At 44.2% G+C, this 26438-nt stretch carries 28 protein-coding genes and 1 pseudogene; 12 read left to right on the top strand and 17 right to left on the bottom strand.

Features of this window, described 5'->3' with window-relative positions; translation table 11 throughout:
• Window positions 1-214 precede the first annotated feature (214 nt).
• The 6 genes from MED222_RS16760 (at window position 215) to MED222_RS16785 (ending at window position 5758) form a co-directional block, all read left to right on the top strand.
• Window positions 215-2053, top strand: coding sequence for a PTS ascorbate-specific subunit IIBC (locus tag MED222_RS16760; RefSeq protein WP_009845901.1), 1839 nt, complete (start codon window positions 215-217; stop codon window positions 2051-2053).
• Window positions 2054-2119: 66 nt separating this feature from the next.
• The gene (locus MED222_RS16765) at window positions 2120-2587 is read left to right on the top strand and encodes a PTS sugar transporter subunit IIA (RefSeq protein WP_009845900.1); all 468 of its coding nucleotides are present in this window, start codon (window positions 2120-2122) and stop codon (window positions 2585-2587) included.
• A 16-nt stretch (window positions 2588-2603) separates the two neighbouring features.
• Window positions 2604-3296 carry an L-ribulose-5-phosphate 4-epimerase gene (locus tag MED222_RS16770; protein ID WP_032555158.1) on the top strand — a complete coding sequence of 231 codons (693 nt, stop codon included), beginning with the start codon at window positions 2604-2606 and terminating at the stop codon, window positions 3294-3296.
• Between the two features lie 98 nt (window positions 3297-3394).
• Window positions 3395-4216 (top strand): pyridoxal phosphatase, encoded by an 822-nt coding sequence (locus MED222_RS16775; RefSeq protein WP_009845898.1) that lies wholly within the window; start codon window positions 3395-3397, stop codon window positions 4214-4216.
• 4 nt (window positions 4217-4220) lie between these two features.
• Complete coding sequence (locus MED222_RS16780) at window positions 4221-4868, top strand: 3-keto-L-gulonate-6-phosphate decarboxylase UlaD (RefSeq protein WP_009845897.1); 648 nt, start codon at window positions 4221-4223, stop codon at window positions 4866-4868.
• Between the two features lie 8 nt (window positions 4869-4876).
• Window positions 4877-5758 carry an L-ribulose-5-phosphate 3-epimerase gene (locus MED222_RS16785; RefSeq protein WP_009845896.1) on the top strand — a complete coding sequence of 294 codons (882 nt, stop codon included), beginning with the start codon at window positions 4877-4879 and terminating at the stop codon, window positions 5756-5758.
• Window positions 5759-5920: 162 nt separating this feature from the next.
• Here MED222_RS16785 and MED222_RS16790 read toward each other — a convergent pair whose 3' ends face one another.
• Window positions 5921-6130 carry a hypothetical protein gene (locus MED222_RS16790; RefSeq protein WP_009845895.1) on the bottom strand — a complete coding sequence of 70 codons (210 nt, stop codon included), beginning with the start codon at window positions 6128-6130 and terminating at the stop codon, window positions 5921-5923.
• A 246-nt stretch (window positions 6131-6376) separates the two neighbouring features.
• Here MED222_RS16790 and MED222_RS16795 point away from each other — a divergent pair, with 246 nt between their 5' ends.
• The 3 genes and pseudogenes from MED222_RS16795 to MED222_RS22425 all read left to right on the top strand — a co-directional run bounded on the left by MED222_RS16795 (window position 6377) and on the right by MED222_RS22425 (window position 7590).
• A complete protein-coding gene (locus tag MED222_RS16795; protein ID WP_009845894.1) occupies window positions 6377-7006 on the top strand; it encodes an HAD family hydrolase in 630 nt (209 codons plus the stop codon).
• 4 nt (window positions 7007-7010) lie between these two features.
• Window positions 7011-7214: pseudogene (locus tag MED222_RS16800) on the top strand (ribulose phosphate epimerase); the annotation flags it as partial.
• Window positions 7215-7452: 238 nt separating this feature from the next.
• Entirely contained in the window at window positions 7453-7590 is a 138-nt protein-coding gene (locus MED222_RS22425; RefSeq protein ID WP_009845892.1) for a hypothetical protein, read from the top strand.
• Between the two features lie 217 nt (window positions 7591-7807).
• On the opposite strand, the gene MED222_RS16805 is transcribed toward MED222_RS22425, so the two are convergent.
• The 13 genes from MED222_RS16805 to yiaK form a co-directional block, all read right to left on the bottom strand.
• The gene (locus tag MED222_RS16805) at window positions 7808-9007 is read right to left on the bottom strand and encodes an MFS transporter (RefSeq protein WP_009845891.1); all 1200 of its coding nucleotides are present in this window, start codon (window positions 9005-9007) and stop codon (window positions 7808-7810) included.
• An 89-nt stretch (window positions 9008-9096) separates the two neighbouring features.
• Window positions 9097-9420, bottom strand: coding sequence for a hypothetical protein (locus MED222_RS16810; RefSeq protein WP_009845890.1), 324 nt, complete (start codon window positions 9418-9420; stop codon window positions 9097-9099).
• A gap of 10 nt (window positions 9421-9430) precedes the next feature.
• Window positions 9431-10300, bottom strand: a complete 870-nt coding sequence (locus tag MED222_RS16815; protein ID WP_009845889.1) for an L-ribulose-5-phosphate 3-epimerase — start codon at window positions 10298-10300, stop codon at window positions 9431-9433.
• A gap of 9 nt (window positions 10301-10309) precedes the next feature.
• Window positions 10310-11068 carry an IclR family transcriptional regulator gene (locus tag MED222_RS16820; RefSeq protein ID WP_009845888.1) on the bottom strand — a complete coding sequence of 253 codons (759 nt, stop codon included), beginning with the start codon at window positions 11066-11068 and terminating at the stop codon, window positions 10310-10312.
• A gap of 7 nt (window positions 11069-11075) precedes the next feature.
• Window positions 11076-11720, bottom strand: a complete 645-nt coding sequence (locus MED222_RS16825) for a 3-keto-L-gulonate-6-phosphate decarboxylase UlaD (RefSeq protein ID WP_009845887.1) — start codon at window positions 11718-11720, stop codon at window positions 11076-11078.
• Complete coding sequence (locus MED222_RS16830) at window positions 11713-13206, bottom strand: FGGY-family carbohydrate kinase (protein ID WP_009845886.1); 1494 nt, start codon at window positions 13204-13206, stop codon at window positions 11713-11715. The genes MED222_RS16825 and MED222_RS16830 overlap by 8 nt, the downstream gene beginning before the upstream one ends.
• The gene (locus MED222_RS16835; protein ID WP_009845885.1) at window positions 13206-13694 is read right to left on the bottom strand and encodes a YhcH/YjgK/YiaL family protein; all 489 of its coding nucleotides are present in this window, start codon (window positions 13692-13694) and stop codon (window positions 13206-13208) included. Before MED222_RS16835 ends, MED222_RS16830 begins: the two co-directional genes overlap by 1 nt.
• Window positions 13695-13742: 48 nt before the next feature.
• Window positions 13743-14606 (bottom strand): Cof-type HAD-IIB family hydrolase, encoded by an 864-nt coding sequence (locus MED222_RS16840; protein WP_009845884.1) that lies wholly within the window; start codon window positions 14604-14606, stop codon window positions 13743-13745.
• A gap of 10 nt (window positions 14607-14616) precedes the next feature.
• Window positions 14617-15327 carry an L-ribulose-5-phosphate 4-epimerase gene (locus tag MED222_RS16845; protein ID WP_009845883.1) on the bottom strand — a complete coding sequence of 237 codons (711 nt, stop codon included), beginning with the start codon at window positions 15325-15327 and terminating at the stop codon, window positions 14617-14619.
• A 94-nt stretch (window positions 15328-15421) separates the two neighbouring features.
• Window positions 15422-16396: a DctP family TRAP transporter solute-binding subunit gene (locus tag MED222_RS16850; RefSeq protein WP_009845882.1), complete on the bottom strand. Its 975-nt coding sequence runs from the start codon at window positions 16394-16396 to the stop codon at window positions 15422-15424.
• 21 nt (window positions 16397-16417) lie between these two features.
• The gene (locus MED222_RS16855; RefSeq protein ID WP_009845881.1) at window positions 16418-17698 is read right to left on the bottom strand and encodes a TRAP transporter large permease subunit; all 1281 of its coding nucleotides are present in this window, start codon (window positions 17696-17698) and stop codon (window positions 16418-16420) included.
• On the bottom strand, window positions 17698-18186 hold the full coding sequence (locus tag MED222_RS16860) for a TRAP transporter small permease (RefSeq protein ID WP_009845880.1): 489 nt from the start codon (window positions 18184-18186) through the stop codon (window positions 17698-17700). Before MED222_RS16860 ends, MED222_RS16855 begins: the two co-directional genes overlap by 1 nt.
• 24 nt (window positions 18187-18210) lie before the next feature.
• On the bottom strand, window positions 18211-19212 hold the full coding sequence (gene yiaK / locus MED222_RS16865; protein ID WP_009845879.1) for a 3-dehydro-L-gulonate 2-dehydrogenase: 1002 nt from the start codon (window positions 19210-19212) through the stop codon (window positions 18211-18213).
• Between the two features lie 422 nt (window positions 19213-19634).
• On the opposite strand from yiaK, the gene MED222_RS16870 reads away from it, so the two are divergent.
• The 3 genes from MED222_RS16870 (at window position 19635) to MED222_RS16880 (ending at window position 23572) form a co-directional block, all read left to right on the top strand.
• Window positions 19635-20804: a glycerate kinase gene (locus MED222_RS16870; protein WP_009845878.1), complete on the top strand. Its 1170-nt coding sequence runs from the start codon at window positions 19635-19637 to the stop codon at window positions 20802-20804.
• Between the two features lie 201 nt (window positions 20805-21005).
• Window positions 21006-22457: a catalase gene (locus tag MED222_RS16875; RefSeq protein ID WP_004732174.1), complete on the top strand. Its 1452-nt coding sequence runs from the start codon at window positions 21006-21008 to the stop codon at window positions 22455-22457.
• A 242-nt stretch (window positions 22458-22699) separates the two neighbouring features.
• A complete protein-coding gene (locus MED222_RS16880; RefSeq protein ID WP_009845877.1) occupies window positions 22700-23572 on the top strand; it encodes a patatin-like phospholipase family protein in 873 nt (290 codons plus the stop codon).
• 120 nt (window positions 23573-23692) lie between these two features.
• On the opposite strand, the gene MED222_RS16885 is transcribed toward MED222_RS16880, so the two are convergent.
• The 3 genes from MED222_RS16885 to MED222_RS16895 form a co-directional block, all read right to left on the bottom strand.
• Window positions 23693-24685 carry a 2-hydroxyacid dehydrogenase gene (locus tag MED222_RS16885; protein ID WP_009845876.1) on the bottom strand — a complete coding sequence of 331 codons (993 nt, stop codon included), beginning with the start codon at window positions 24683-24685 and terminating at the stop codon, window positions 23693-23695.
• A gap of 223 nt (window positions 24686-24908) precedes the next feature.
• Window positions 24909-25241: a DUF1971 domain-containing protein gene (locus MED222_RS16890; RefSeq protein ID WP_009845875.1), complete on the bottom strand. Its 333-nt coding sequence runs from the start codon at window positions 25239-25241 to the stop codon at window positions 24909-24911.
• Between the two features lie 66 nt (window positions 25242-25307).
• Complete coding sequence (locus MED222_RS16895; protein WP_032555091.1) at window positions 25308-26111, bottom strand: ferredoxin--NADP reductase; 804 nt, start codon at window positions 26109-26111, stop codon at window positions 25308-25310.
• Window positions 26112-26438: the final 327 nt, after the last annotated feature.

Here is a 26438-nt window from a genome sequence, read left to right as displayed (position 1 = left end):
TATAAGTTATTGATTTTATTTGATTTGTTGTTTTTTGGTGTGATCCGAAGCTCAATTAGGCACATTCTGGGTGTGGTTAATTGATATAAATCAAAGTAATCACAAGTGAGCATTGAATGATTACTTTTGATTGGTAAAGTCTAATTCGTGAGCAAAAATAGACATCATCACATCCTACATACCATTAAAATTAAAATTAATCAGGGGTAAAGATATGGAATTCTTATACGATATTTTCTATATTTTTTACAGTCAGGTAATGACCAAAGCACCTTTGCTACTCGGTCTTGTTACTTGTCTGGGTTACATTCTACTCAAGCGTGACGCAACAACTATTATCTCCGGCTCTATCAAAACCATCGTTGGTTTCATGATAGTGCAGGTAGGTGCAGGAACATTGGTAGCGGGTTTCAAACCAGTGATTCTGAAAATGAGTGAGATTCATGGATTGACGGGGTCAGTGATAGATCCGTACACAACCATGATGTCTACCATGGAGACCATGGGAGACAATTATTCTTGGGTTGGATATGCCGTATTACTGGCACTTGGTCTCAATATTCTTCTTGTTGCCTTCCGCCGCATCACGGGCATCAGAACCATCATGCTTACGGGACATATCATGTTCCAACAAGCTGGCCTCATTGCTGTTTTCTACTTCGTGCTTGGTGCAGGTATGTGGGAAACCATCATCTATTCAGCAATATTGATGGCGTTGTACTGGGGTATCTCGTCTAACATCATGTTCAAGCCTACCCAAGAGGTTACTGGCGGGGCGGGTTTCTCTATTGGTCACCAACAACAGTTTGCGTCATGGGTAGCGACAAAGGTTGCTCCTAAGCTTGGCGACAAAAATGACAGCGTTGACCACATCAAACTGCCTAAATGGTTACACATTTTCCACGACAGTATCGCAGCGACAACGCTAGTCATGACTGCTTTCTTCGGCATTATTCTTCTTTCATTTGGTCTTGATAACCTTCAAGACATGGCAGGAAAAACACACTGGTTTATCTATATTTTCGAAACTGGGTTGAAATTCGCAGTGGCTATTCAAGTTATCGTCACCGGCGTCCGTATGTTCGTAGCGGAATTGTCTGAGGCATTTAATGGTATTTCTCAACGCCTTATTCCTAACGCTGTGTTAGCAATCGATTGTGCGGCTATCTACGCATACTCTCCAAATGCAATGGTGTTCGGTTTCATGTGGGGCGCTGTTGGTCAATTCACAGCCGTTCTTGCAATGTTAGCCTTTGATTCTCCTATCATGATCATTCCTGGCTTTATCCCAATGTTCTTCTCGAACGCGACGATTGGTGTGTTTGCGAACCACTTCGGTGGTTGGAAAGCGGTAATGAAGATCTGTTTCGTGATGGGCATCATCGAGGTGGTTGGTTCTGCTTGGGCAATTCATATCTTTGCTCAATCGGGAGCAGAGTTTAATGGCTGGATGGGTATGGCTGACTGGGCTCTCGTCTTCCCACCTATCATGCAAGGTATTTCGAGCTCTAACATGTTCTTCTTCGGGATTTTGGCTTTAGCTGGTGTCTACATGTACTTCGCTTCTAAACAACTACGAGCTGAAGAAGACGCAGAAGCTGCCGCTGAAACAATGACCGCAGTAACACCTGAGGGCATTGAGGTTGAAGTCGCAGTACCACAACAATCAACAGCAACTGCTCAAGCTCCTTCAGCTTCTGCAACGGCAGCTTCTACAACATCCGAAAATCGAGTCTCACCAGCAGCTGACCAGAAACCGGTTCGTGTCTTAGTGTGCTGTGGTTCAGGGCAAGGTTCTTCAATGATGTGCTCTAAGAAAATCAAAGAGTACTTGGACAAGAAAGGCATTCCTAGTTCGACCTTTAACAGCGCTATCACTGATTACAAATCGCACCTTGGTTCATTCGACATCATCGTTACTTCGGTTGCGCTTGCAGCGAAGATTACGGGTCTGCCGGAAGGTAAGCAACAGTTAGCGGTTAAGAACATGATTATGGTGAAAACTTTCGGCGACGAGCTTGTTTCCATCATCGAGAACAACTTCCACAAATAATGATAAACGGCTCAGTGGTATCGCACTGCTGAGCCAATAAAAACAATTATATAAGTGAGCAATAACATGAACTTAAAAGAATCTCTTATCAAGAATAACTCTATCCTACTGAACGCAAAAGCAACTGACTGGAAAGCGGCGATCAAGCTAGGTACTGACGCATTGGTTAAAGCCGGTGTTGCTGAAGAGCGTTACTACGACGCGATTACCAAAGCGATTGGTGAAGAAGGCCCTTATATCTGTATTCACGATGCGTTCGCTCTGCCTCATTGCCGGCCTGAAGATGGTGTGATTCGTACCGGGTTTGCGTTAACCGTGCTTGAAACGCCCATTACGTTTGAAGGTGTTGATGAGCCAGTTGATGTACTGATCACGCTAGCGGGTAAAGATTCAGAAGAACACATCGACGGTACCATGCAAGTGGCGAACTTGATTGAGTTCGATGAAGATTTCTCAAAACTTCGCGCATGCAAAAGCCCAGAAGAAGTGGCGCGTTTAATTGATGCTGCGTTACTGCAAGCGGAAGCAGCGTAAGGAGACAACTATGTCTATATATAGCCAACTGAAACAACGCGTCTTAGAAGCCAATTTGCAGCTTCCGAAGTATCGTTTGGTGACATTCACTTGGGGCAATGTCTCTGAGTTTGACCGTACTAATGGCGTGATAGCGATTAAGCCATCAGGTGTCGAATACTGCGATATGACAGCTGAAGATATGGTGGTCGTCGATCTAGAAGGCAACATTGTTGAAGGGAAACTTAATCCTTCAAGTGATACCGCAACTCATTTAGAGCTTTATAAAGCTTTCCCGGAAGTGAGTGGCATTGTTCACACGCATTCACGCAGTGCCACAATTTGGGCACAAGCTGGTATCGATATTCCGGCCTTGGGTACTACTCATGCTGACTATTTCTACGGTGACATCCCATGTACTCGTCGATTGTCTCACTCTGAAATTGCTAAAGAGTACGAGAAAAATACCGGCTTGGTGATCATTGAAGAGTTCAAGCAGCGTCGAATCGATCCAATGGCCGTTCCCAGCGTGATTGTTGCAGGACATGCACCTTTCTCTTGGGGCAAAGATGCCAACGATGCGGTTCACAACGCGGTGGTATTAGAAGAAGTTTCTGCAATGGCCTTGGCAACCCGCACCTTGAATAGCGGTATCAAAATTCAGCCAGAACTATCCGACAAACACTACTTACGTAAGCACGGTGAAAATGCTTATTACGGCCAACAGTAAATCGGTTGTTCGTTTAAGTAAGCCGTTTAACGAGCTTCGACTCTAAGTAGTTTCAATATTGATTAGGCCCGACTTCAGGGAATAAGTGAGAGGACTCTATGTATAAAGTGCTGGCGTTAGATCTCGATGGAACCGTGTTAAAGGATGATCACACGATTCATCCAGAACTGAAAAAGGCGATCCAAGAAGCCAAACAAAGTTGTCATGTCGTGATTGTGACTGGTCGACACCACACAGCAGCACGACCTTATTACTACGAATTGGGGTTAGATACGCCAATCATCTGCTGTAACGGCACTTATGTTTACGACTATCAAACTGAAACGGTACTGACTCAAAACGCGATAGATAAAGACAAAGCACTGACCTTCATCGATATGGCAGAAGAGTTTCAGCTCAAAATGGTCATGTACATCACGCATGCCATGACGTACTCACACTACAACCCATTTGCCTACATGTTGGCATTGGAAAGTTGGGCAGAAACGGCACCAGAGCAACATCGCCCTCAAATTTACCAAGTGGAATCATTCATTGAAACGGCTCAGCAAGCCGAACACGTTTGGAAGTTTGTGGTGGAAGGTAGCCAAGACTCAGTAGACCGTTTAATGCAACACCCATGGATAGAAGAGAACTTCAACGGTGAGCGCTCTTGGTCAAACCGAATCGACTTTGCTGCGAAAGGTAACAGTAAGGGCCTACGCCTTGCTGAATACATCGCAGAACTCGGTTATCAAGCCGATGACGTCATTGCCGTCGGTGATAACCACAATGACATTTCCATGCTCAAGTACGCCGGGTTAGGCGTAGCGATGCTCAATGCTGATGACATCGTCAAGTCACACGTTCAATGCGTGTGCTCAACAGATAACAACCATGATGGCTTAGCCCGTCTAATACGTGAACAAATTAAAGGATAACAACATGACTAAACCAATGATTCAGATCGCCCTAGACCAAACAAATCTTCCTGCAGCAATTGAAGTGGCAAACAACGTTGAAAGCTTCGTTGATGTGATTGAAGTGGGCACTATTTTGGCTTTCGCAGAAGGCATGACGGCGGTTTCTACGCTTCGTAAAAACCACCCAGACCATATCCTTGTATGCGATATGAAAACCACCGATGGCGGTGCTATTTTGGCTCGTATGGCATTCGAAGCGGGCGCTGATTGGATTACCGTTTCTGCTGCTGCACACATCGCAACCATTGGTGCATGTAAGAAAGTCGCTGATGAATTTAACGGTGAAATCCAAATCGAAATTTATGGTAACTGGACAATGGACGATGCTCAATCTTGGGTCGACCTAGGTATCTCTCAAGCTATCTATCACCGTTCTCGTGACGCTGAATTAGCTGGTGTGGGCTGGACTGAAGAAGATCTCGTGAAGATGCGTGCATTGTCTGAAATGGGTATCGAGCTTTCTATCACAGGTGGCATCGTGCCTGAAGACCTATACCTATTTGAAGGCATTAAGGCGAAAACCTTTATCGCGGGTCGCGCACTTGCGGGTGACAAAGGTAAAGAAACAGCAGAAGCACTAAAAGCTCAGATCGATCGCTACTGGAACTAGGAGGCGTTATGTATCAAAACTTGTTACGCCACCGTGTAGGGCTTTATGAAAAGGCCCTACCTAACGAACTCAGCTGGGAAGATAAACTTAAGCAAACCAAAGAACTCGGCTTTGATTTTCTTGAGATATCGGTAGACGAATCAGACGAGCGTCGCAGTCGACTAGATTGGAATGACGAAGAAGTGTATGCCTTGCGTCGTCTTTGTGAAAAGCACGGCGTACCGCTGCAATCCATGTGTTTAAGCGCGCATCGTAAGTTCCCATTCGGTTCAGCAGATCCGGCGGTTCGTGAACAAGCGGTTATCCATATGGAGAAAGCGATCTCGTTGGCTTATAAGTTGGGTATTCGTACCATCCAACTGGCTGGCTATGACGTTTACTACGAACCTGCTGATAAAGTGACTAACCATAGGTTCATTGAAGGCATGAAGCTTTCGGCGCAGTTGGCGGAAAGAGCGGGCGTAATGCTTGCTGTGGAAATAATGGACACCGATTACTTGAACTCTTTGAGTAAGTTCGAAGTGCTGAGTCGCGAAGTTAATTCACCGTATTTCACGGCGTATCCTGATGTGGGCAATATCTCTGGTTGGAATTACGACATAGTGACGGAGCTAAAACTGAGTAAGCCTCATATCACTCAGATCCACCTCAAAGACACTTATAAAGTGACTGACGAGTACAAAGGGCAGTTTCGAGACTTAGTGATTGGTGATGGCGAAGTTGACTTCAATGCTATTTTTGAAACGTTGAAAGAGACTGAGTGCGTTGTACCACTCGTGATCGAGATGTGGGCTCAAGATGAACGCTGGAAAGAGAATATACTGACGGCACAAAAACGTTTGAATGAAGTTTGTGTTCAAACGGGTGTTCCGAGATTGTTTGACCACTAACTCTACCTAGAATAATTAACCAGTTTCTCTTTGCGTTCTCGATGCTCATAACGAAAAGAGAAAATGCAGCATATTGCCCCCAATATGCTGCATTTTTATATCAACATGTCGCTCTAAACTGCTGAAGCTGAGGTTATGTCAATTTCGAAATAGTGGCGGTTCTTAAACAGCGATCGTCACATGATCACGGCCCACTTCAGCCATCTGAATCAGGTAGTCCGTGTGGTATTTCTTCTTGATGACGATTTGGCTACCGATTTCAGCAACAATCTTTACCACTTCCAACGCATCAGAAGGATGTAATGAAGAGTCTTTTGAAATTTCGATATTAACGCCTAAATTTGCCAATTTGATGATGTCGCTAGAATGCATGGTCGTGTCCAAGGTATTTGATTTTCGTGGACTATATCATCTTCAATTTATGCAACTCTACTTGGTTTAAGTAAAAATGGGTGAGATGTGTTCAAAATATGATTTCAATAGTAAAACAACGGCTTTTATTGCATCAATTCGTTTAATTGTCGGATTGTTGAATAAGATCATATTAAGACGATCATGAATAGGTTTTATGTATGGTGATTAGTAGTATGAGTCTCAAAACAATATGAGAGATTGACTATGCCAAAGTTAGATAAATATAAAGGAATTATTTTTGATCTCGATGGGACTCTGGTCAATTCTATGGTTGCACACGCTCATGCATGGGAACAAACTTGTCAGAAGTTTGGTATTCCCTACGACAAAGAGTGGCTCGATCAACTTGGTGGGATGCCATCGCGAAAAGTGACTCAAGAGATCCTTAAGCGTTACGATCTAACTCTTGATGCTCAACAAATTACTTCGGACAAAATTGCCAACTTTGAAGCCATTGAGCACAAAGGGGATGTTATTCCAGAAACCTATGCACTCTTACAGCAACAGTATCAGTTGAAAAAGATAGGCATCGGCACTGGTGCTCAAGCCAAGCATGCAAGGGCGATTTTAAAGACGACCGATATCCCATCAATGATACGTACGATTGTGACTTCAGATGACGTAGAAAATCACAAACCTAACCCGGATACTTTTCTGAAAGTCGCTAGCCAGTTAGAGCTTGAACCGAGCGATTGTGTGGTGTTTGAAGATACGATTATAGGCCAGCACGCAGCGACATCGGCAGGCATGGATTGCTACATGGTTGAAAACGGGCAGATAACTAAATTTGTTCCAGCGAATGGTTTGGAAGTGGGTAGCGGACCTGAGCTCTGAAACTAAGCTGCGTTCAATCAGATCGCGCATTAATGAATCAGGCCGAAATATTCGTTTAGAAGTCGACGGTGGTGTGAAAGTTAACAACATAAAAGAGATTGCTGAAGCGGGTGCCGATATGTTCGTTGCGGGCTCTGCTATTTTTGATAGTGAAGATTATCAACAAGCTATCGATTCAATGCGAGCGGAGTTAGCTCAATTGAATTAAGTCGAGTATCGACTGCTGTATAAAGGCTCGAAGTATTCTGTAGATCAGGCTTCGGGCTTTTTTGTATCTAATAGATGTTGATTTAATGGAAAACTACGTGGAGTCAGGGGAGGTTGCGTTGTTGGAGTTCTCTTCAGTTATAGATTTTTCATTGTGTAATAAAACTACAGTTATTATTGACTTTGGTCACATAACGGCGCAAAATTTACCTTAGATCACACAACGATGAGAACACAGTATGAACGCTACAGTAATCACAAATGAAAACAACGCATCACTAGCAAAACCTTCAGTAATGAATGAAGTTCTATTTTTTGCTAAGTCTACCGTTATCATGGGTGCAATTATCCTACTTGTTGCTTCTGCTTGGGTTTAATTTCTTAAATAACCCGCGTTAAGTGTGATCAGTGGTGGTGATTAGCCACTCACTGATTCAAACTAACGTCAGAAGCACTAAATTTATTTACCTTCCCCATTCCACCTTCCCTTTCTCCACCCTGACTTTTAGGCCAATCAGGCCGACTTTCTAGTCATCGACTTAGTTACTGAATCAAGTGATTGACTAAACCAAGTTACCTATCTAAACCAACAGTTTAAACACGATGCTTTAAACTAGACCAGTACAAAACCATCATTAATACATACGCTAATGCGGGCGCAATATAACTCGTACTCAGCGAAAGCTCATCAATCAAACTCGCCTGTACGAATGGTAAAACAACCCCTCCAATTGAACACATAATGAGAATTGCTGCCCCTTGTGAGTTTTGCTTACCTGATGCATGTAGCGCTTGTGCGTAAATGATAGGGTAGAGTGCTGAATTACATAACCCTACGACAAGCATCAAATAGCCAATCCAAACATAATTTTGATAGACCGCAACGGCACTAATCAAAGCTGCAATAACGCAAGACAGTGAGAAGAGATAGTGCTTGTTTACAGTGTTTCCAAACTTGGCGAATAACACTCTTCCAACAAACATTAATACCCAATAAAGAGCGATGATCTGTGTTGCGAAGACCAAACCAAGGTCGCCATATTGCTGGTCGGCAAGATACACAATAGTAAAAGTACCAAAACTGACCTCTACACCGATGTACAGCAACAGTACCAACGCTAATTTCATAAACTGCTGATTTTTAATTAGAAGCCTTAACCCTCGCCAAAAGCCAGTCATCTGTTTTGGTTTGATATCTGGAAGCGTCATTTTGCTAAAAAATACCAGTAAGCCGAAAAAGAACAGGGCGATGAATAAGAACAGATACGAAACTTGATGGGCGGTGTTGTCGACGTTAAAACTTGTAGCCACGAGAATGACAGCGGTAAGCACTAGCGGACCAAGCACAGTGCCAACGGAGTTAGATGCTGTTGCCACACTTTGACGTATAACACTCTTATCGGGTGTCGAGAGAAGTGATACGTAAGGTGAACTCACTACTTGAATTGCTGACACACCTGAGGCCATCAATAAGATCCCAATGAGTGTTGGAACAAGCTCTTCTCCTCGCACTAAATATGCCATGGCTAGACAGCCCAGAAGGCACCATATCAAGCAGAACTTCAGCGTAGTTCTATAGCCAATTTTTGCCATGACAAATGACGTTGGAAGCGACACCGTAATTCGGGTGATAAAGAAGGCCATGGGAAATAGCATCGCCATTTTATAGTCGAGAGAGAAAGCTTCTTTGTAATGTGGAATTAGCGAGTTACTTGAAACGGTAATTAAACCCCAGATAAAAAATATCAGAGACAGTAAGACCAGTGGGGCATCTTTTAACGGGAATACTCTCATAGTGATTCCTTATTGATAGCGATAAAAAAAGCAGAAGATGATCTTCTGCTTTTCGATTGAGACTTTACGGTGTATTGCCTATTAAGCTGTTAATCACGAACGAAATTGATGTGATGAACATGAATGTTGTATTTCTCAATAATCACTTTGGTCGCATGCATACTTTTGATTCGTTGCTCAGAATCTAAAGCAGCAGCCATTGCTGACTCGTTCTCGTAACTGTGCTGCATCATCAGCAGTAGGTTTTTATGGCTTTCAGCTTCAATCGCTTCAGGCTTATTCAGCGTTAACCCTTGGTTGTTCGGGAATGTGCGAATAATAGGCGCGACTTCGTTTTCCATGTATTGGTAGAAGTCTTGCTTTTGTTCTTCAGTTAAATCGGCTTCAAAAAAAGCGGTGCGAAAAATTGTCATGGTCGTTTCCTTACAGTTCAAAGCCAGATTGGTTAGCGATAGATTTCAACGTTGCTTTTGCTTGTTTGATATCTTCGAACCAGTTGTCATTTTGAGCCCACATTTCAATCACTAATGGCGCGCTGTAATCAATTTCAGCGAGTGTTTTGAAAATAGCTGGGAAGTCGACTTGGCCTTCACCAATCACCAGATCTCTGAACTGACCTTTACAGGTCTCTGAAACTCGTAGCGTGTCTTTAAGGTGGACTTGTACTAGGTGATCACGGCTTAGCTTTAGTTCGGTACACACGTCGTAGTTCCAACCAGAAATATTACCGACATCTGGGTAAGCCATGAAGTAAGGTGATGGGATCTCGCGCTTAAGCACTTCAAACTTACTTAATGAATTGAGGTACGGAGTATCCATGATCTCTACACCTAACATGATGCCTGCACGTTCTGCCATTTTGGTGGCTTGTTGCATGCCTTCAATGAAGCGAGCGTGAGTTTCAGCCGATTGCGGTTCGTAATACACATCGTAGCCCGCCATTTGAATACAGCGAATGCCAAGCTTGTAAGCCAATGAAATCGCTTTTTCCATGATGATCAGCGATTCAGTGCGGATACCGTCATCCATTGAGCCAAATGGGAACTTACGGTGCGCGCTCAAACACATCGATTGGAATGGCATTTGATGCTTTTCACATAGGCGGCGAAGTTCATAAATCTCTTCGTCTGACCAATCTAAACGAGCACGTCGCTCGTCGGTCTCATCGACTGAAATTTCTACAAAGTCGAAGCCAGCTTCTTTGGCGTGAACCAAACGCTCTACCCATGTAAGGGTGGTTGGCATCGCTTTTTCGTAAATACCTAATCTGAATTTGTTTTTAGAATCAAACATTCTTTTTCCTTAAAAGAGTTGTTGTTCTATACGCGTTGTTATGTCTTGAATTCTGCTAGCAATTTCTTCGTAGCCGAGAGCTTTCATTTTTGGCGTAAGCGAAGAGACGCTAACCGCGTATACAGGAGAATTGTTCTTGTCAAAAATAGGGACAGCAACACAAGAAATACCTGCTTCGTTCTCTTCATCATCGAGCGCATAACCACGGCTCTTAATTTTATCGAGAACACCAAAAAATTGAGACTTGTCGAGAATCGTGTTTTCAGTTAACGGCTTCATTGTGCTGACATTGCGTTTCCAATAGGTTTCTCGAACGCTGTCAGAGCTAAATGCTAAGTAACATTTTCCTGCCGCTGAGCAATACATTGGAGAATGCAGCCCTACGTAGGTTCGAGTTCTAAAGGAAGAATTAACGGGTTCAAACTTGTCTTTAAAAATGATGTTGTCAGCATCAAAAGAGAGGAAGTTAACCGTTTCATTCACATCGTCGAGTAGCTCAGATAGGTATGGCTTAACGGTGCCAGTGACATCAGAGTTGATAGCAGCGTGTCCAAGCTGAACCAACTTCATTGTTAAGCGATATTCTTTACCTGAACACATTTGAGCAACATAACCAGAGTCTTCAAATGTTGCTAAAATACGGTGGACTGATGACTTGTTGAAGCCAGTCCCTTCAGACACTTTTTGTAACGAAACGCCATTAGGATAATTCCCAAGGAATTCCAATACGGTCAGTGCTTTAGACAACGATTTAATTTGCTCACTCATATATGTGCTACCAGTGTTTACCTATTTCAGTATGGAAGTTTTCTGCGATGTCACGTCCATTGCTACCAGCTAACGCTCGGCCAGCAATAAACGATTTCGCAGACAGATTCTTAAACAAATGCAGATCGTCAGGAACAATACCACCAGTAATGGATAGTTCAATTCCAATATCCGATAATTTCTGCATTTTTATCAAATCTTCTTCGGTCCAGCTCACACCAGCAAGTTCCGCATCACGAGAACGGTGATAAATTGCTTGTTTAATGCCCATGTCGACCCAAGCTTGCGCATCTTCCATTGTCCAGTGTCCATACAGCTCAATTTGCACTTCGCCGTCGAATCCATCCGTTACTTTCTTCGCTGAACGAATAGTTTCGATGTGTGCTGCTGCACTTACTGTTACCCAGTTAGCGCCGGCACCCATCGCTAGACGCGTTAAAATGGCGCTGGCATCGGTGATTTTCATGTCACAGACAATGACGTGATTTGGGTATTTTTCTCGTAGGATTCTTACGCTATCTACGCCGTGGGCGAAGGCTAAAATCGTCCCGATTTCAATCACATCTAACTTATCTGCAACATGCTCTATTGAGGCTAATGCCGTGTCGATATCTGTGGCATCAAGAGCCATTTGTAACAAGGGCTTAGGCATCTATTTCATCCTCAAATTGTTTAAACAACTGCACCAGTCTTTGATAGTGCTTATATTTCTTTTGGTATATGTCGTAGTGTTCAGGGTTCGGCTCGACACGTGACGTAGAATTAGTGATGGCTTGAGTACATTCTTCTAATGAAGCGAACTCACCTGCGCCGACCATTGCCATCATTGCGGCACCTAATGAGCCGGTTTCATCCACGTCTGATATTTCAACGGTCATGCCGGTAAGGTCAGCCAGCATTTGCATCCATACAGGGCTAGATGCAGGGCCGCCTGTCACTTTTAGTCTGTTGGCTTTTGGAAAACGCTGACGCATACGTTCTAGGTGAATGTTGTGACAGAATAAAATGCCTTCCCAAATGGCTTGAATTAGGTGCCCTTTAGTATGGTGCGATTGCAGACCATAGAAGCCTGACTTTAGGCCAAGCCCTTGGTTTGAACCGTAAAGGAATGGCACAAAGTAGATACTGCTTGATGCCGGATCTAATGCTTCGACTAACGCTTGATTTTGCTGGTGGTTAATCTGGCCATTTTCACCAAGGTAGTCGGCGAACCATTCATAATTGCCAGCAGAAGTCGGGCTCGCTTCGTGAATGATGTATTCGTTATCGACGGCGTAATGGCCGTAAACAAAATTGTATGATTCTTGAGTCACTTGTTTTGAGATACCAGACGTGACCGCCCATGTGCCCATCACGTAATTCAGGGTATCTTCTGAAGAGTTGATTCCAGAACAGATCGCGGTAGACACAACATCAAACAAACCGCCGAACACCGGCGTACCTATTGCTAGTCCGGTTTCATTAGCAATGGCCGCAGTGATTTTCCCTGCTTGCTGTTGAGGTTTTACAACGGGTGGTAGCGCATCCCAAATTTCTTCGATGCCAAAGGTTTCCAAAAGTGCTTTGTCATACTCACCAGTGATGGAGTTGAAAAAATTACTTTCTGAAATATTGGTCAGTTCTGCTGCGACTTCGCCCGTTAAGCGATATCGAAGGTAGTCGTGAGACATCATCACTGCGCCAATGTTGTTGTATCGTTCGGCATCGTTTTCTTTGATCCAGCGAATAATCGATACAGGGTGACCTGTCCACAGTGTTTGCAGTGTGGTTGGATAGATCTCTTTTGCTTTACCCTGTTCTAGCCACTCTTTAACGATAGGCAGTGAACGCGAGTCAGAAGACATAATACCGTGGCCGAGGTTTTGTCCCTCTTTATCAAGAAGGTAAACGCCTTTGCCTTGGGCTGAAATGCTCAAGCCTTTGATAGAGGTCGGTTCTACTTTTGTGGTCTCTAAAAGCTGCTTAATGACATCGACAGCGTTACCCCATAGTGCGTTTAGGTCGCGTTCTACCCAACCTTGTTTTTCGTTGATGACGCTCGCCGATACGCGGGTAAGACCTTGTTGTTCACCTTTTGCGTTAAACAACGCGGCTTTCATAAAAGTGCCGCCAGAATCAATTCCAATGTAGTAATTCATTATTTGGCTTCCAGTAAATCGTTGTGAATCTTCACCACCAGTTTTCTTACCGGTTGGCTGTCATCATTTTCAATATTGGTGATATGCACGATATTTGGCGTGAATAAATAAAATTGATTGCGTTTTGCATGAATGAAGCTGAGTTCAATCCCTGGGTATTCGTAAAACTGAAGGTCACGTTCTTGGTTATAAGGTTGTGCGTTGCTGTGTTCGCCAGTGTCTATAGCCCATGCCATCACTTCAGAACCTTCGAGAATGATCTGCAAGTCAGAATGGTATTTATGGACTTCAGGTTGGAAGTTTCCTAGAGGCTCTTTGTCATATTCCAATACAACAAACCATGCTTGTTTTGAATCAAAACCAGGGAGTTCATGGCGACCTAATGCGAGTTTTTCTTGGTCGAGACTGTTCAAGTACTCAAGCACGTTTTGAATAACGACAGGGTACGACTTGCTGATCTGCGTAGGTTGAGTATTTCCGACTAACATAAAAATTCTCTTTAAATATAAACAGCTTAATTAAGCCAATGCTTTAAATTAATGGGCACTAAATAGGTCTTGTAAAAGCGTCGCTAACCCTGTCTTATCATCATTGTTTTTGGGCGTGATTAGGTTGGCTGAGCTTTTTACGGTGTCATCTGCGTTTTGCATTGCGATGCCAAGTCCTGCTGCTTTAAGCATCGAAATGTCATTGTGGTTATCACCAATCGCGACACACTGCTCTAGGCTGATACCGAGCGGCTCAATGTAGCGAGTCAATGCATTACCTTTGCTATTACCTGTTGCTGCGAAATCGACACGATCAATCCAAGATCGTTCGCCGTTGAAGTTCTCTTTCACAAAAGGAATCTCTGCGAATGTGTTTACTTCACCTTCAACGACAAACTTCCACACATACTCTGAAATTTGTGCTTCATGTTGGAAGTCGTCGACCTTTTGAATGTTTGGTCGCTGGCTTTCTGGAAAGGTTTGAGACCACGTCAGTAGCGCTTCCATGTATTCAATAGGGCGTGCTCTCGAGTAGAGCATTGCATCACGCACATACATCACCATTTTCAGATCATGAGCTTGAGATAGGGTGATAAACTCAGCCGCAATTTCTTTGTCGATTGCGTTTTCTTGAATGACCGTATCGTTCTGGTAATCAAAGATGTAAGTGCCATTGCAACAAATTATTGGAGTCGATAAACCAAGCTGATCGTAATAAGGTTTTGCAGCGACATGATGGCGACCCGTAACGATAACCACATGAGTGTGTTGAGCGACTTGCTTGATGGCTTCGACTAACTCTTGACTAATCGTGTGCTGCGAACTGAGAACGGTACCATCGAGATCTAACGCCAATAGCTTGTGCTTATCCAATTTATGTTTATAGGACTTATGCGGTGATGACTTATGCATGTGCGAGGCCTTACTTCTGTCCGTAGTATGAATTCTTACCGTGTTTGCGGTTGTAATGCTTGTCGAGTAGCTCTGGTTGAATTGCTGCTTCTGGACTGATGGCACGAGTAGCTGTTGCCATGGCTGCAATCTCTTCCATTACGACTGCATTGTGCACTGCGTCTGAACCATCCTTGCCCCATGTAAATGGTGCGTGGCCTGCGATGATGACACCTGGCATTGCCTGTGGATCGATATCGCGTTGGTTGAATTCTTCGATAATCACTAAGCCAGTATTTTTCTCGTAATCAGATTCGATTTCAGATTTCGTTAGTAGGCGAGTACAAGGCACATCACCGTAGAAGTAATCGGCGTGTGTGGTTCCAAGCGCTGGAATGTCTCGGCCGGCTTGCGCCCAGATTGTTGCATTGCGAGAGTGTGTGTGAACAATACCGCCAATGGTTGGGAAGGCTTTATAAAGCTCAACGTGCGTTGCTGTGTCGCTTGAAGGGTTTAGGTTACCTTCAACGTGGTTGCCTTCTAAATCGAGAACAACGATGTCATCTGCCGTCATTACATCGTATTCAACACCTGACGGTTTGATTGCAATCACGCCACGTTCACGATCGATTTCAGATACATTGCCCCAAGTGAAAGTCACTAAGCCATATTTAGGAAGTTGCAAGTTTGCTGCGAACACGCGTTCTTTTAATTCTTGGTATTTTTTTTGTTCTTGAGACATTGTGTTTGCCCATGTTGTATTGAGTGAATGACGAGCGGATTGCCTAGCTAAATTCCCTAATTAAAAGAAGACTAGGCAATCGCACTCAATCGCGTTACTTCGCTGCTAGCTTGATCTTGTTGATCATCACATCGCCATTTTTCTCGATGTATGCGCTCCATACTGGCTGAATAGCTTGTTGGAAAGCTGCACCATCAACATCACGGTTTACTTGCATTCCGTTCGCTTCTAGTTGAGCAATCATCTTGTCTTCTTTTTCAATGCTTAGCTTACGTTGCATTGCAACCGCTTCAGCAGAGACTTCTTCAATGATTTTTTGCTCGTCTTCCGTTAGCTTGTCGAACTTACGTAGGTTCATTGTTAAAACTAGTGGTGAGTAAGCGTGTTGTGTAAGGCTTAGGTATTTTTGTACTTCGTCAAACTTGAAAGATAGCGTTACAGAAATTGGGTGGTCTTGAGAGTCAACAACGCCTGTTTCAAGTGCAGTATAAAGTTCAGATACTGGAAGCTGCTGCGGGTTAGCACCGAGCTCATTGAACATGTCGTTTAGCGCTTTCGAGCCATTCACACGCATTTGTAGGCCTTCAACATCTGAAGGAACACGAATAGGTTTTTCGTTGTTGGTCATGTTGCGGTAACCATTTTCAGGGAAACCAAGACCTTTAAGACCGAATTTTTCAAAGTTCGCTAACACTTCTTTACCCGGCTCGCCGTCCAGTACTTTGTATGCTGTTTGACGATCTGGGAACATGAACGGCAGAGTGAAGGCCGCTGATTCAGGCATTAGGCCGTTGTAGTTGTTCAAGCCAACCATCGCTAAATCGACGATGCCAGCACGTGAACCATCGATCATTTGCTTATCACTGCCCAATTGACCTTGTGGGTAGATGTTTACTTTGATTTCGCCGTTTGAACGAGCTTCTACTTCTTTCTTAAAGAACAAAGATAGGTCTTGTTGCAAATCCGACTCTGGTGCAGCGTGCGCCAGTTTTAGAGTCGTAGCGGCAAAAGCGCTAGAGCTCATTGCGATAGTCGAAGCGAGTAGAGTAAGTTTTAGTAGGGTTTTCATTATTATTTTCTCCGTCGAGGATTAACCAATGACAAACGACATTGGCACAGTGATAATGCTTGGGAAGATGACAAACAGTGTGAGCAGAGCCATGTAAGCCGCGATGAAGGGCAATACACCTTTCACTGCAGTCGACATTGGTACTCTCGCTACACCACACACTACGTTTAGTACGGTGCCTACAGGAGGCGTAATCAAGCCAATTGAACAGTTGATAACGAACAGTAGGCCGAAGTACGTTGGGTCAATCCCAGCCATCTTGATGACAGGCATTAAAAGGGGTACAAGGATTAGAATCGTTGGGCTCAAGTCCATAACCATGCCGACACAAAGTACGAGCAACATAATTACTGCCATTAATAGGCGTGGGCTATCCACCAGTGGACCTAACATTTCTGCGAGTTGTTGAGGAAGCTGAGCAACAGTAATTAACCACGCAGCGACCATTGCACAACCCACCAAGAACATAACCATTGCGGTCGAGCGACCAGCGTTGAGTACGATGTGGTAGAACTTCTTAATAGTGAGTTCTTTATAAACAAACGTTGAGATGAAAATAGCGTAAGTGGCGGCGACTACAGCGGCTTCTGTCGGTGTAAAAATACCAAAGCGAATACCGACAATGATGATGACTGGTAACATCAATGCCCATACGCCATCTTTAAGTGCAGCGCGTTTTTCAGCCTTTGTTGCACGTTCAGACGTTTCTAAGTTTTCTTTACGAACCGTCCAGCGCCACACAAACATCAATGTCATACCCATTAACAGGCCAGGAACGATGCCGCCTAGGAATAGGTTTTTGATCGAGATACCGCCAGCAACACCTACAAGGATCAGAGGGATTGAAGGTGGAATAACGGGTGCGATGATACCGCCTGAAGCAAGTAAGCCCATTGAAGGTGCTTCTGGGTATTTCGCTGCTTTCATCATTGGGTAAAGAATACTGACCAAGGCTGCAGCATCTGCTACAGCTGAACCAGAAAGGCCAGCAAGCAGTACCGAAGTCATGATTGCAACGTAACCTAAGCCACCTTGACGGTGTCCCACGTAAGTGGTTGCTAGGCGAACAATACGCTGCGACAAACCACCCGATGCCATTACTTCACCCGCAATGAGGAAGAATGGAATGGCAAGCAGAGTGAAGCTGTCGACACCATTAATTAAAGACTGCGCAAGAATGTCTGCACTAAAGAAGTCCATGTGAAGCATCAGCGCCATTGAAGACAATAACAGTGCAAACGCAACAGGAAGACCAAGTAAGATTGAGACAATCAATACCGATAAGAAAATGGCTAACGTCATTATTCTTTCTCCTCATCTAAGCTATCTAGCTGCCAGTCGGGCTTGAAGATTCGCATAAAGGCAATCACGCCCATTAACAAACCTGACACCACACCGGCTAAGTAAAATAATGCTGAAGGAAGCCCTGTAAGCTGAGAAATATCTGACCAGTTAGACATCATTTGACGGTATGAACCGACGTAAAGCATGCCGACAGAAATCAGTACTATTACCCAGCAGATACGTCTTAGTACGGGTACTGCTTTTGGGAAGAGTCGTTCAGAAAACTCTGCAACAGCGAGGTGTTCACCTCGGCGCAGCACAACGGCGGCACCGAGCATGACAACCCATACAAGACCAAGGCGAGATAGTTCTACAGAGGGACGAAGACCAGAAGAAAAGCCATAACGTAAAACTACGTTAGTAAATACGAGCGTAACCATACAGGTCAGAATGACCGCCATGATGACATCGATACTTTTCCAAATACTCTTTAATACACTTTGCATAACGCTTTCCCTACCTTTGGCTAATTACAGAGACGTAATTTGTTCCCAAATTCCATCGTTAATTTCAATGCCGCCAGCTGCTTCATGTTTCTTAATGAAGTTTTCAATTTCAGAACCAGCAATCATCACTGAACCCGTTTCTGCAGGCTCTGACTCAAGTACATAATCACGGATGCGCTTCATCTCTTGTGCATAAGTGCTTTGATCCATTGTCTTGCTTAAGTCGATAGCGATAAGGAACTGAGATACACCAAACTCGCCACCCATATCTTCAGTCAGTGCAGGTACTGAGTGGCCGCCAGTGATTGCCGTTAGCATCATGTCTAGTACGATTGCCATTGATGAACCTTTCCAGAAACCCATTGGAAGTAGGCGTTTGTTTTCCCACAGTACATGCGGGTCTTTAGTGAGTTCACCTTCGTTGTCAAAGCCACCAACAACAGGGAGTTCTTTGTCAGCAAGCACGAAGTTTTGTAGTTGGCCGTAAGAAAATTGGCTCATTGAACAGTCAACAACCACCGGTGGATCGCCCGCAACCGCCATGATGAGAGGGTTTGAACCAACACGGTGATCTTTACCACCCCATGCTGGCATCACTGCGATTGAGTTGGTTGATGCAATTCCTGCAAAACCTTCGCGAGCCATTTTCAATACGTAAGCACCGCCACGCATCCAGTGGTTAGAATTACGCATACCGACCATGCCAATGCCGTAGTCACGAGCCAATTCCATGGCACGTTCTGCACAGATAAGACCGTTAAGAACGCCTGGGCCGTAGTTACAATCCCATTGCTCGAGTGCACCCATGCTGTTAACGCATTCTGGTTCCGCATTGAGTTTGATTTGACCTTTATCTACTTGGTCAATGAATACTGGAAAACGGTTGATGCCATGTGAGTAAGTGCCTTCGTTTGCCATCTCAACAAAACCAGCCGCAAGCTTGGTTGCCATCTCTGGCTTCATGTCGCGAGCTAAAAGGATTCGTTCGTATTCTTGTTGTAGTTTTTCTGTTGATACTAAAGGCATCTGTGTTCTCCGATAAGTTGAATTCCATAATACGGAATCAATTATTGTTTTTATTCCGAAAATATTCTGTGAGCAAAGTTACGAAATATTTCCTTATTAAGTTTTTCTCTAATAACTGTTAACTGGTTAAAAAGTGAAACAAAAAGACTTACCAATTCCGCAATGTGGAATAAATGATGTGATCTATATTGGATTTCAATCAAATATCTGTGGTCAATTGATTGTTGTTTCGTCCTAACTTTGCAAAATGTGGGGATATTAAGGAACAGTAACTTTACGGATCTTGCTTTTACCGTCGTCAAAACTAAAAGGGGCGTCACAACAAATGGCAACTTTGGGGCGCTCTAATTAGGGAACTTTTATACTATTTGATGTGATTTCTCTTTTTTAGGCTCATTGGTAACACTTACGGATCAACCTCTATGAAAATTGTTATTGCACCAGACTCGTTTAAAGAATCTTTATCGGCGGTATCGGTGGCGGCGTGTATTGAAAAGGGCTTTCGTGAAATCTTTCCTGACGCTGAATTCGTGACCTTACCTTTAGCTGACGGAGGTGAAGGAACGGTAGATGTTTTGCTGCAAGGCTTGGCAGGGCAAAAGCGAACACATCAAGTTGAAGGGCCATTGGGAAAATTGGTTAATGCTGAATGGGCGATGCTTGAACCATCGGAGCATAACCAGAACAAAACGGCATTGATTGAAATAGCTGCAGCATCTGGCTTGGATTTATTGAAACCAGAACAGCGTGATCCTTTGATTGCTTCGTCTTTTGGAACAGGGCAGCTGATTTTGGAAGCGATAGAGCAGGGCGCTCAAACGATTATTCTTGGCTTGGGTGGCAGTGCGACCAATGATGGTGGTGCAGGCATTGTACAAGCGTTAGGTGGTAAATTGCTTGATCGTGCAGGGCAAGAGCTCAGCCGAGGTGGCGCTGCGCTAGCGGATTTGGCTTCAATTGATCTTACAGGCGTCGATTCTCGTTGCTCCGATATTGAGTTGATTGTGGCGTGCGATGTGGATAATCCATTGTGTGGTGATAACGGTGCCAGCTATATATTTGGTCCGCAAAAAGGAGCGACACCTGAACAAGTCTTAATGCTTGATAAGGCGCTTGAGAATTTTGCTCAAGTTGCAGAAACGCAAGGTTATGCCGGTGGCGATGAGCCTGTTTACAAGCGCGTGGGTTATGGCGCAGCTGGTGGCACGCCGATGGGGCTTGGTTTGTTATTCAATATCCAAATTAAACCCGGCATTGAGATGGTGCTCGATGTTTTGCAAGTTGATGATCTATTGAAAGGTGCCGACTTGGTGATTACTGGCGAAGGGCAGATGGACAACCAAACTCTGCAAGGGAAAACGCCTTATGGCATTGCTAAACGAGCGAGCTTACAAGGCATTCCGATCATAGGCATTGCTGGCTCACTGGGAACAGAAGTAGAAGCACTTTATGGTGAAATGAACAGCTTGTTTGGTACGGTTCGTTCTCCTCAGTCACTTGACCAAGTTCTGCTAGAAGCCGAACTAAACCTTACCAGAACGGCGAGAAATATCGCTGCGACTCTGAAAGTAGGCCATGCGATCTTGAAATAAAGTGAGGTTTGACAATTGGTTACTTAACATCATGGTTCGATAGGTTTTATAGATAGCAACGATAAATAGAAACGATTATATTTTATACCATTAGAGGTCTATTCTATATCCATAATATTTTAGGGGCTTTTGAAAGGAAGCCAGTATAAATATCAAGGTGCACTCACTATTGCTGCACCTTTGGACCTTAAGGAATAGATCATGAGTAAAAAACTAACTACAGCTGCGGGTTGTCCTGTTGCTCATAACCAGAATGTTCAAACTGCGGGTAAGCGCGGTCCTCAACTTCTTCAAGATGTTTGGTTTTTAGAAAAGATGGCGCATTTTGACCGCGAAGTCATTCCAGAGCGTCGTATGCACGCGAAAGGTTCAGGCGCTTACGGTACATTTACTGTTACGCATGACATTACCAAATACACCAAGGCAAAACTGTTTTCTGAAATAGGCAAAAAGACCGACCTGTTTGCACGTTTTACAACGGTGGCGGGTGAGCGTGGCGCTGCCGATGCTGAGCGTGATATCCGTGGCTTTGCATTGAAGTTTTATACTGAAGAAGGCAACTGGGACATGGTGGGTAACAACACGCCAGTATTCTTCCTTCGTGATCCTCTCAAGTTCCCAGATCTAAACCATGCGGTTAAGCGTGACCCGCGCACCAACATGCGCAGTGCGAAAAACAACTGGGATTTCTGGACCTCTCTACCTGAAGCGCTTCACCAAATCACCATCGTAATGAGTGACCGTGGTATTCCTGCGACTTACCGTCATATGCATGGTTTTGGTAGCCATACATTCAGCTTTATTAATGCAGACAACGAACGTTTCTGGGTTAAATTCCACTTCAAATCTCAGCAAGGCATTAAGAACCTTTCTGATGCAGAAGCCGGACAATTAATCGGTAATGATCGCGAAAGCCACCAACGCGACTTGTTAGACAGTATCGACAACCAAGACTTCCCTAAATGGACGTTGAAAGTGCAAGTGATGCCAGAAGCGGATGCAGCGACAGTGCCATACAACCCGTTCGATCTTACTAAGATTTGGCCACACGCGGATTACCCGTTAATTGAGGTGGGTGAGTTTGAATTGAACCGTAACCCGCAAAACTTCTTCGCTGAAGTTGAACAGTCGGCATTCAACCCTGCCAACGTGGTTCCGGGTATCAGCTTCTCACCAGACAAGATGCTGCAAGGTCGTTTGTTTGCTTATGGTGATGCGCAGCGTTACCGTTTGGGTGTTAACCATCAGCATATCCCAGTGAACGCACCTCGTTGCCCTGTACACAGCTACCACCGTGATGGTGCGATGCGTGTTGATGGTAACTTTGGTAGCACATTGGGTTATGAGCCAAACAACGAAGGTCAATGGGCAGAGCAACCTGATTTCGCTGAACCAGCATTGAATCTAGATGGCGCAGCGGCACACTGGGATCACCGTGAAGATGAAGATTACTTCTCGCAACCGGGTGACTTGTTCCGCCTAATGACACCAGAGAAGCAAGCGATTCTGTTTGATAACACTGCTCGTAACCTAGGCGGCGTACCAAAAGAGATTCAATTGCGTCACCTAAGACACTGTTACAAAGCCGATCCAGCTTACGGTGAAGGCATTGGTAAATTGCTTGAAATCGATGTGAGCGAATTCAAGTCGTAATCAATAAACTCGTTTAAATAGTCAGAAGGCCGCTGAGTTAATCACTCAGCGGCCTTTATTGATCATGCGAGTATTAGTTGGCCTCTATTCGCGATCCATGTGAGTAGTGCGAATTCCCTGAAGTTCAGTACCATTTCTACTGATAGTTTTTACCTATCGAATTGATAAATATATCCCATTATCTTTATAAGATGGACGGGATTATCCTACGGCTATCAGTTTATAAAGTAATAGAGTTTGAGATGAGTAAAAGCGCATTAATTGTTGAAGGTGGGGCAATGAGAGGCATCTTCGCTGCCGGAGTGTTGGACGCCTTTATGCAAGACGATTTCCGTCCTTATGACTTTGCCATCGGCGTATCTGCAGGTGTGTCGAACCTCGTTGGTTACTTATCTCAAGCGCCAAAGCGCAGTTATAACGTGATTACTACCATGGCGACCGACAAAACCTTCTTTAATCCAACTCGCTTTGCTAAAGGCGGTAACTTGGTGGACGTGAAGTGGTTGTGGGATGAGTCTAACCAACGTTACCCACTCGATTGTGGTGAGCTGTTTTCAAGTATCCCACTCATTGCAGCTGTAACAAACGTCGATACAGGCAGTGCAGACTACTACCATATCAAGCCAGAAAACCTCTCTAACGTGGTGGAAGCGACAACCGCTTTACCTATCGCTTATCGTGAAACGCCGTGCTTCTCTGGTGGTTGTTATACCGATGGTGGTGTAGCCGATTCAATTCCGGTTCGTGAAGCCTATCGTCGCGGCGCACGAGACATTACCGTGATTCTTTCTCATCCTTTGAGTTACCGAATGAAGCCGCAGAAGTATCAGTGGATGCTGAAAAAGCTGCTAAAGAAATTTCCTAATATTGCAGAGTCGATGGCGGTGCGTGCCGAAAACTATAACCAATCTTTGGAGTTCATTCGTAACCCTCCAAAAGATGCGACCATCAAGGTGATTGCGCCGCCAGAAGCGTTCGCGGTTAAGCGATTAACCATGGATCAAACTGTTCTGGACGCAGGTTATCATATGGGCGTGAAGGCAGGTGCAGAGCATCTGGCCATTCGCAAAGGCGTTTATGGTTTGGATACCGAGGATTGTCATTTCTGCGTCTAGGAACGTTTTTAGAATACTAGATAAACGAAAAAGCCACGCTGTTCACTTCAGAATAGCGTGGCTTTGTATTTGTAGAGCTAGTTTGTTTTTAACTCAGTCTGCGATTAACTCAATCTGCTATTAAACGAGTTCGTTGCCGCTGGTGTTCCCAGTAAAGAAGGCATCAACACTGGTGAGCGTTGTATTGGCGATGTTGAACAAAGCATCTTTAGTCAAGAAGGCTTGGTGACCAGTGAACAATACGTTGTGACAAGCGGATAGGCGACGGAATACGTCATCGACAATCACGTCGTTAGATTTGTCTTGGAAGAACAACTCTTTCTCATTGTCGTAAACATCAAGACCAAGCGCGCCGATTTTGTTTTGTTTGAGTGCTTCAATTGCAGCAGTTGAATCCAGCAGTTCACCACGACTGGTGTTGACGATCATCACGCCATCTTTCATTTTGCCAAATGCCGTTGCATCCAACAGGTGGTAGTTCTCTTTACTCATTGGGCAATGCAAAGAAATCACGTCAGATTCTTGGTAAAGCTCGTCGAGTTCTACGTATTTAGCACCCAGTTCTTTTGCCAATGGGTTTGGGTACGGGTCGTAGCACAAGATGTTCATGCCTAAACCTTTCAGAATACGCATCGTCGCTAAGCCAATCTTTCCTGAACCAATTACACCAACGGTTTTACCGTGGAAGTTGAAGCCAACTAGTCCCTCAAGAGAGAAGTTCGCATCACGAGTACGTTGGTATGCCTTGTGTAGTTTACGGTTCAAACACATCATCATGCCGACCGTGTGTTCTGCTACCGATTCTGGTGAATAAGCAGGAACGCGAACCACTTGCAGACCAAACTCTTTGGCTGCGTCTAAGTCGACTTTATCAAAGCCCGCGCAGCGCATCGCGATCAGCTTGGTGCCGCCTTGAGCAAGAATCTCTAACACGTCTCGCGATAGGTCATCGTTTACAAACGCACAAACCACTTCGTTGTCGTGTGCCATTTTTGCTGTTGTTGTAGTGAGTCGAAAATCGTGAAAATGGAACTCGGCGCTGAGTTCGCCTTTTGCAAGTTCAAATGATTTTTCGTCGTATGATTTTGAGCTAAAAAAAGCAATGTTGAGCATGGCTTCCTCTCTTACCTAAAATATAAATAACCCACTGATTCATTCTCTGAAACGGGATTAAAACTAATAACTTTGTCCAGTGTGCTAGAGTTTTTTTGTCTTGTCTATCACCATTAGTCACTGTAATTACTATGGTTATTTGATCTTCTATCATCACTTTTTGAACATCGGAAATCACACTACGAAGTAGCTTGCTTATAAGTTCATCAATATTGAATGGATCTTACTTTCGGGTGTTGAACATCTTCTTGGTCTCTTTCTCAGACCAGAAGTTAATGTTGAATTGTGCGTCGTCGCTAAGCTCTACTCGATGCCAATATTGAGGCGGGCTTGTGGCAAATTGCCCAGCTTCGATTGTGATTACACTTTCTGGTTCTGTCGCTTCTGCATCGGCAAAACCGTAGAAGGTGACGGTGCCTTCCATTACGCAGATCTGGCCGAATACGCCTTCTGCGGTGTTATGGTGATTAAGCAATGCAGCCGGTATGTTGTCTTTGGTGAAAAATGGCGTTGAACGTTGAATTTTCCAGTGTGACGGAATACGTAAATGACTCATATAAAACCTCTTATCTGTCTGTATTTTGAATACAAGCTTTAGCTTTGATGGAATTGGTGACTGTGATTACCAGTAGTTTTCACTGCTGAATTGGCCGGGTTTTCGGCGTAAGTGCTTCTCGAAACCGAAGCTGGTTAGTGCTTCACTTGTGTCGCGAACCATTTGCGGATTGCCACAAAGGTAGAAAAAACTGCGGGTTTGATTGAAAGCGACAGACGTGGTTTGCTCAAGGTCGCCTCCAAGTAACAAGCTTGGGATTCGTCCGCGCAAAGTTCCGGTGACTGATTCTCTAGAAATAATTGGCACATATTGTAGTTTCCCTTGGAAGTGATTAACGAGTTGATTGATTCGATCTTGATACGTGAGGTCTTGCTCTGTTCTTACGGCATGAACCAGTACAAGGTTTTTGAACGAGGTGACTTTTTCAGATTCAGAGCCGTTATGCTGCTGTATCTGCATGCTTTCGAGCATTGAGATAAAAGGCCCAACGGCGGTTCCGGTTGAAAGCATCCATAGATCGTCGGCGATCTCTGGGATCTCCTCTAATGTCATGAACCCACTTGGGTCTTTGCCGACAAATATGTCATCGCCTACCTTCAACTCATGAAGTTGAGGTGAAAGCTGCCCGTTCTGATCCTTAATAATCAAAAATTCCAGATGTTGATGACCTTGTTCGTGCTCTGGCGCATTCACCATGGAATAAGCACGTCTGACAAACTCGCCTTCACTGTTACGTAGCCCCAGCTTAGTGAACTGCCCCGCTTGGTAGGGCGAGACTGGCGCACTGACTTGCAGCGAGAACAGTTGCTCTGTCCATTCGGTCTTGTGTACGACTTTTCCGGTTACTAAGCCATGAGGAATATCTGTCATATCATCACCTTTATTTAGAGAAGTTATCTCATTAAGGATACTCAACTATTTACACTTTGGAGTTGCATGTACCATGCCATTAGTGAGAATGCTTATCAATACTAGTTGTTCGGTAAAAATTAACTTGAATGATGTCAAATAGACTTCGTACTGCTGTGTCTAAATGACATCTTTGTTGTTTTTTGATGTGATTCCTTGTGATTAAGAACGATGAGTTGCTCTATGGGCACAGACCAAAATTAGTTCCGTGGTTTGACCCTTAATGTATTCACCAATAACTAAAGAGAATATTTTATAGATGAGTATAATGGCGGCTTTCGATCTCAA

The organism is Vibrio sp. MED222 (genome assembly GCF_000153005.1).
Taxonomy (GTDB): domain Bacteria; phylum Pseudomonadota; class Gammaproteobacteria; order Enterobacterales; family Vibrionaceae; genus Vibrio; species Vibrio tasmaniensis_A.
Note: the sequence above shows the minus strand (reverse complement) of the source record. Positions and strands in the feature narration are given on the sequence as shown.

What these genes read in the sequence shown, in the direction of transcription:
- MED222_RS16760 (WP_009845901.1), top strand. Translation starts at nt 215, where the DNA reads ATGGAATTCTTATACGATATTTTCTATATTTTTTACAGTCAGGTAATG.
- MED222_RS16765 (WP_009845900.1), top strand. Translation starts at nt 2,120, where the DNA reads ATGAACTTAAAAGAATCTCTTATCAAGAATAACTCTATCCTACTGAAC.
- MED222_RS16775 (WP_009845898.1), top strand. Translation starts at nt 3,395, where the DNA reads ATGTATAAAGTGCTGGCGTTAGATCTCGATGGAACCGTGTTAAAGGAT.
- MED222_RS16780 (WP_009845897.1), top strand. Translation starts at nt 4,221, where the DNA reads ATGACTAAACCAATGATTCAGATCGCCCTAGACCAAACAAATCTTCCT.
- MED222_RS16785 (WP_009845896.1), top strand. Translation starts at nt 4,877, where the DNA reads ATGTATCAAAACTTGTTACGCCACCGTGTAGGGCTTTATGAAAAGGCC.
- MED222_RS16790 (WP_009845895.1), bottom strand. Translation starts at nt 6,130, where the DNA reads ATGCATTCTAGCGACATCATCAAATTGGCAAATTTAGGCGTTAATATC.
- MED222_RS16795 (WP_009845894.1), top strand. Translation starts at nt 6,377, where the DNA reads ATGCCAAAGTTAGATAAATATAAAGGAATTATTTTTGATCTCGATGGG.
- MED222_RS22425 (WP_009845892.1), top strand. Translation starts at nt 7,453, where the DNA reads ATGAACGCTACAGTAATCACAAATGAAAACAACGCATCACTAGCAAAA.
- MED222_RS16805 (WP_009845891.1), bottom strand. Translation starts at nt 9,007, where the DNA reads ATGAGAGTATTCCCGTTAAAAGATGCCCCACTGGTCTTACTGTCTCTG.
- MED222_RS16810 (WP_009845890.1), bottom strand. Translation starts at nt 9,420, where the DNA reads ATGACAATTTTTCGCACCGCTTTTTTTGAAGCCGATTTAACTGAAGAA.
- MED222_RS16815 (WP_009845889.1), bottom strand. Translation starts at nt 10,300, where the DNA reads ATGTTTGATTCTAAAAACAAATTCAGATTAGGTATTTACGAAAAAGCG.
- MED222_RS16820 (WP_009845888.1), bottom strand. Translation starts at nt 11,068, where the DNA reads ATGAGTGAGCAAATTAAATCGTTGTCTAAAGCACTGACCGTATTGGAA.
- MED222_RS16825 (WP_009845887.1), bottom strand. Translation starts at nt 11,720, where the DNA reads ATGCCTAAGCCCTTGTTACAAATGGCTCTTGATGCCACAGATATCGAC.
- MED222_RS16830 (WP_009845886.1), bottom strand. Translation starts at nt 13,206, where the DNA reads ATGAATTACTACATTGGAATTGATTCTGGCGGCACTTTTATGAAAGCC.
- MED222_RS16835 (WP_009845885.1), bottom strand. Translation starts at nt 13,694, where the DNA reads ATGTTAGTCGGAAATACTCAACCTACGCAGATCAGCAAGTCGTACCCT.
- MED222_RS16840 (WP_009845884.1), bottom strand. Translation starts at nt 14,606, where the DNA reads ATGCATAAGTCATCACCGCATAAGTCCTATAAACATAAATTGGATAAG.
- MED222_RS16845 (WP_009845883.1), bottom strand. Translation starts at nt 15,327, where the DNA reads ATGTCTCAAGAACAAAAAAAATACCAAGAATTAAAAGAACGCGTGTTC.
- MED222_RS16850 (WP_009845882.1), bottom strand. Translation starts at nt 16,396, where the DNA reads ATGAAAACCCTACTAAAACTTACTCTACTCGCTTCGACTATCGCAATG.
- MED222_RS16855 (WP_009845881.1), bottom strand. Translation starts at nt 17,698, where the DNA reads ATGACGTTAGCCATTTTCTTATCGGTATTGATTGTCTCAATCTTACTT.
- MED222_RS16860 (WP_009845880.1), bottom strand. Translation starts at nt 18,186, where the DNA reads ATGCAAAGTGTATTAAAGAGTATTTGGAAAAGTATCGATGTCATCATG.
- yiaK (WP_009845879.1), bottom strand. Translation starts at nt 19,212, where the DNA reads ATGCCTTTAGTATCAACAGAAAAACTACAACAAGAATACGAACGAATC.
- MED222_RS16870 (WP_009845878.1), top strand. Translation starts at nt 19,635, where the DNA reads ATGAAAATTGTTATTGCACCAGACTCGTTTAAAGAATCTTTATCGGCG.
- MED222_RS16875 (WP_004732174.1), top strand. Translation starts at nt 21,006, where the DNA reads ATGAGTAAAAAACTAACTACAGCTGCGGGTTGTCCTGTTGCTCATAAC.
- MED222_RS16880 (WP_009845877.1), top strand. Translation starts at nt 22,700, where the DNA reads ATGAGTAAAAGCGCATTAATTGTTGAAGGTGGGGCAATGAGAGGCATC.
- MED222_RS16885 (WP_009845876.1), bottom strand. Translation starts at nt 24,685, where the DNA reads ATGCTCAACATTGCTTTTTTTAGCTCAAAATCATACGACGAAAAATCA.
- MED222_RS16890 (WP_009845875.1), bottom strand. Translation starts at nt 25,241, where the DNA reads ATGAGTCATTTACGTATTCCGTCACACTGGAAAATTCAACGTTCAACG.
- MED222_RS16895 (WP_032555091.1), bottom strand. Translation starts at nt 26,111, where the DNA reads ATGACAGATATTCCTCATGGCTTAGTAACCGGAAAAGTCGTACACAAG.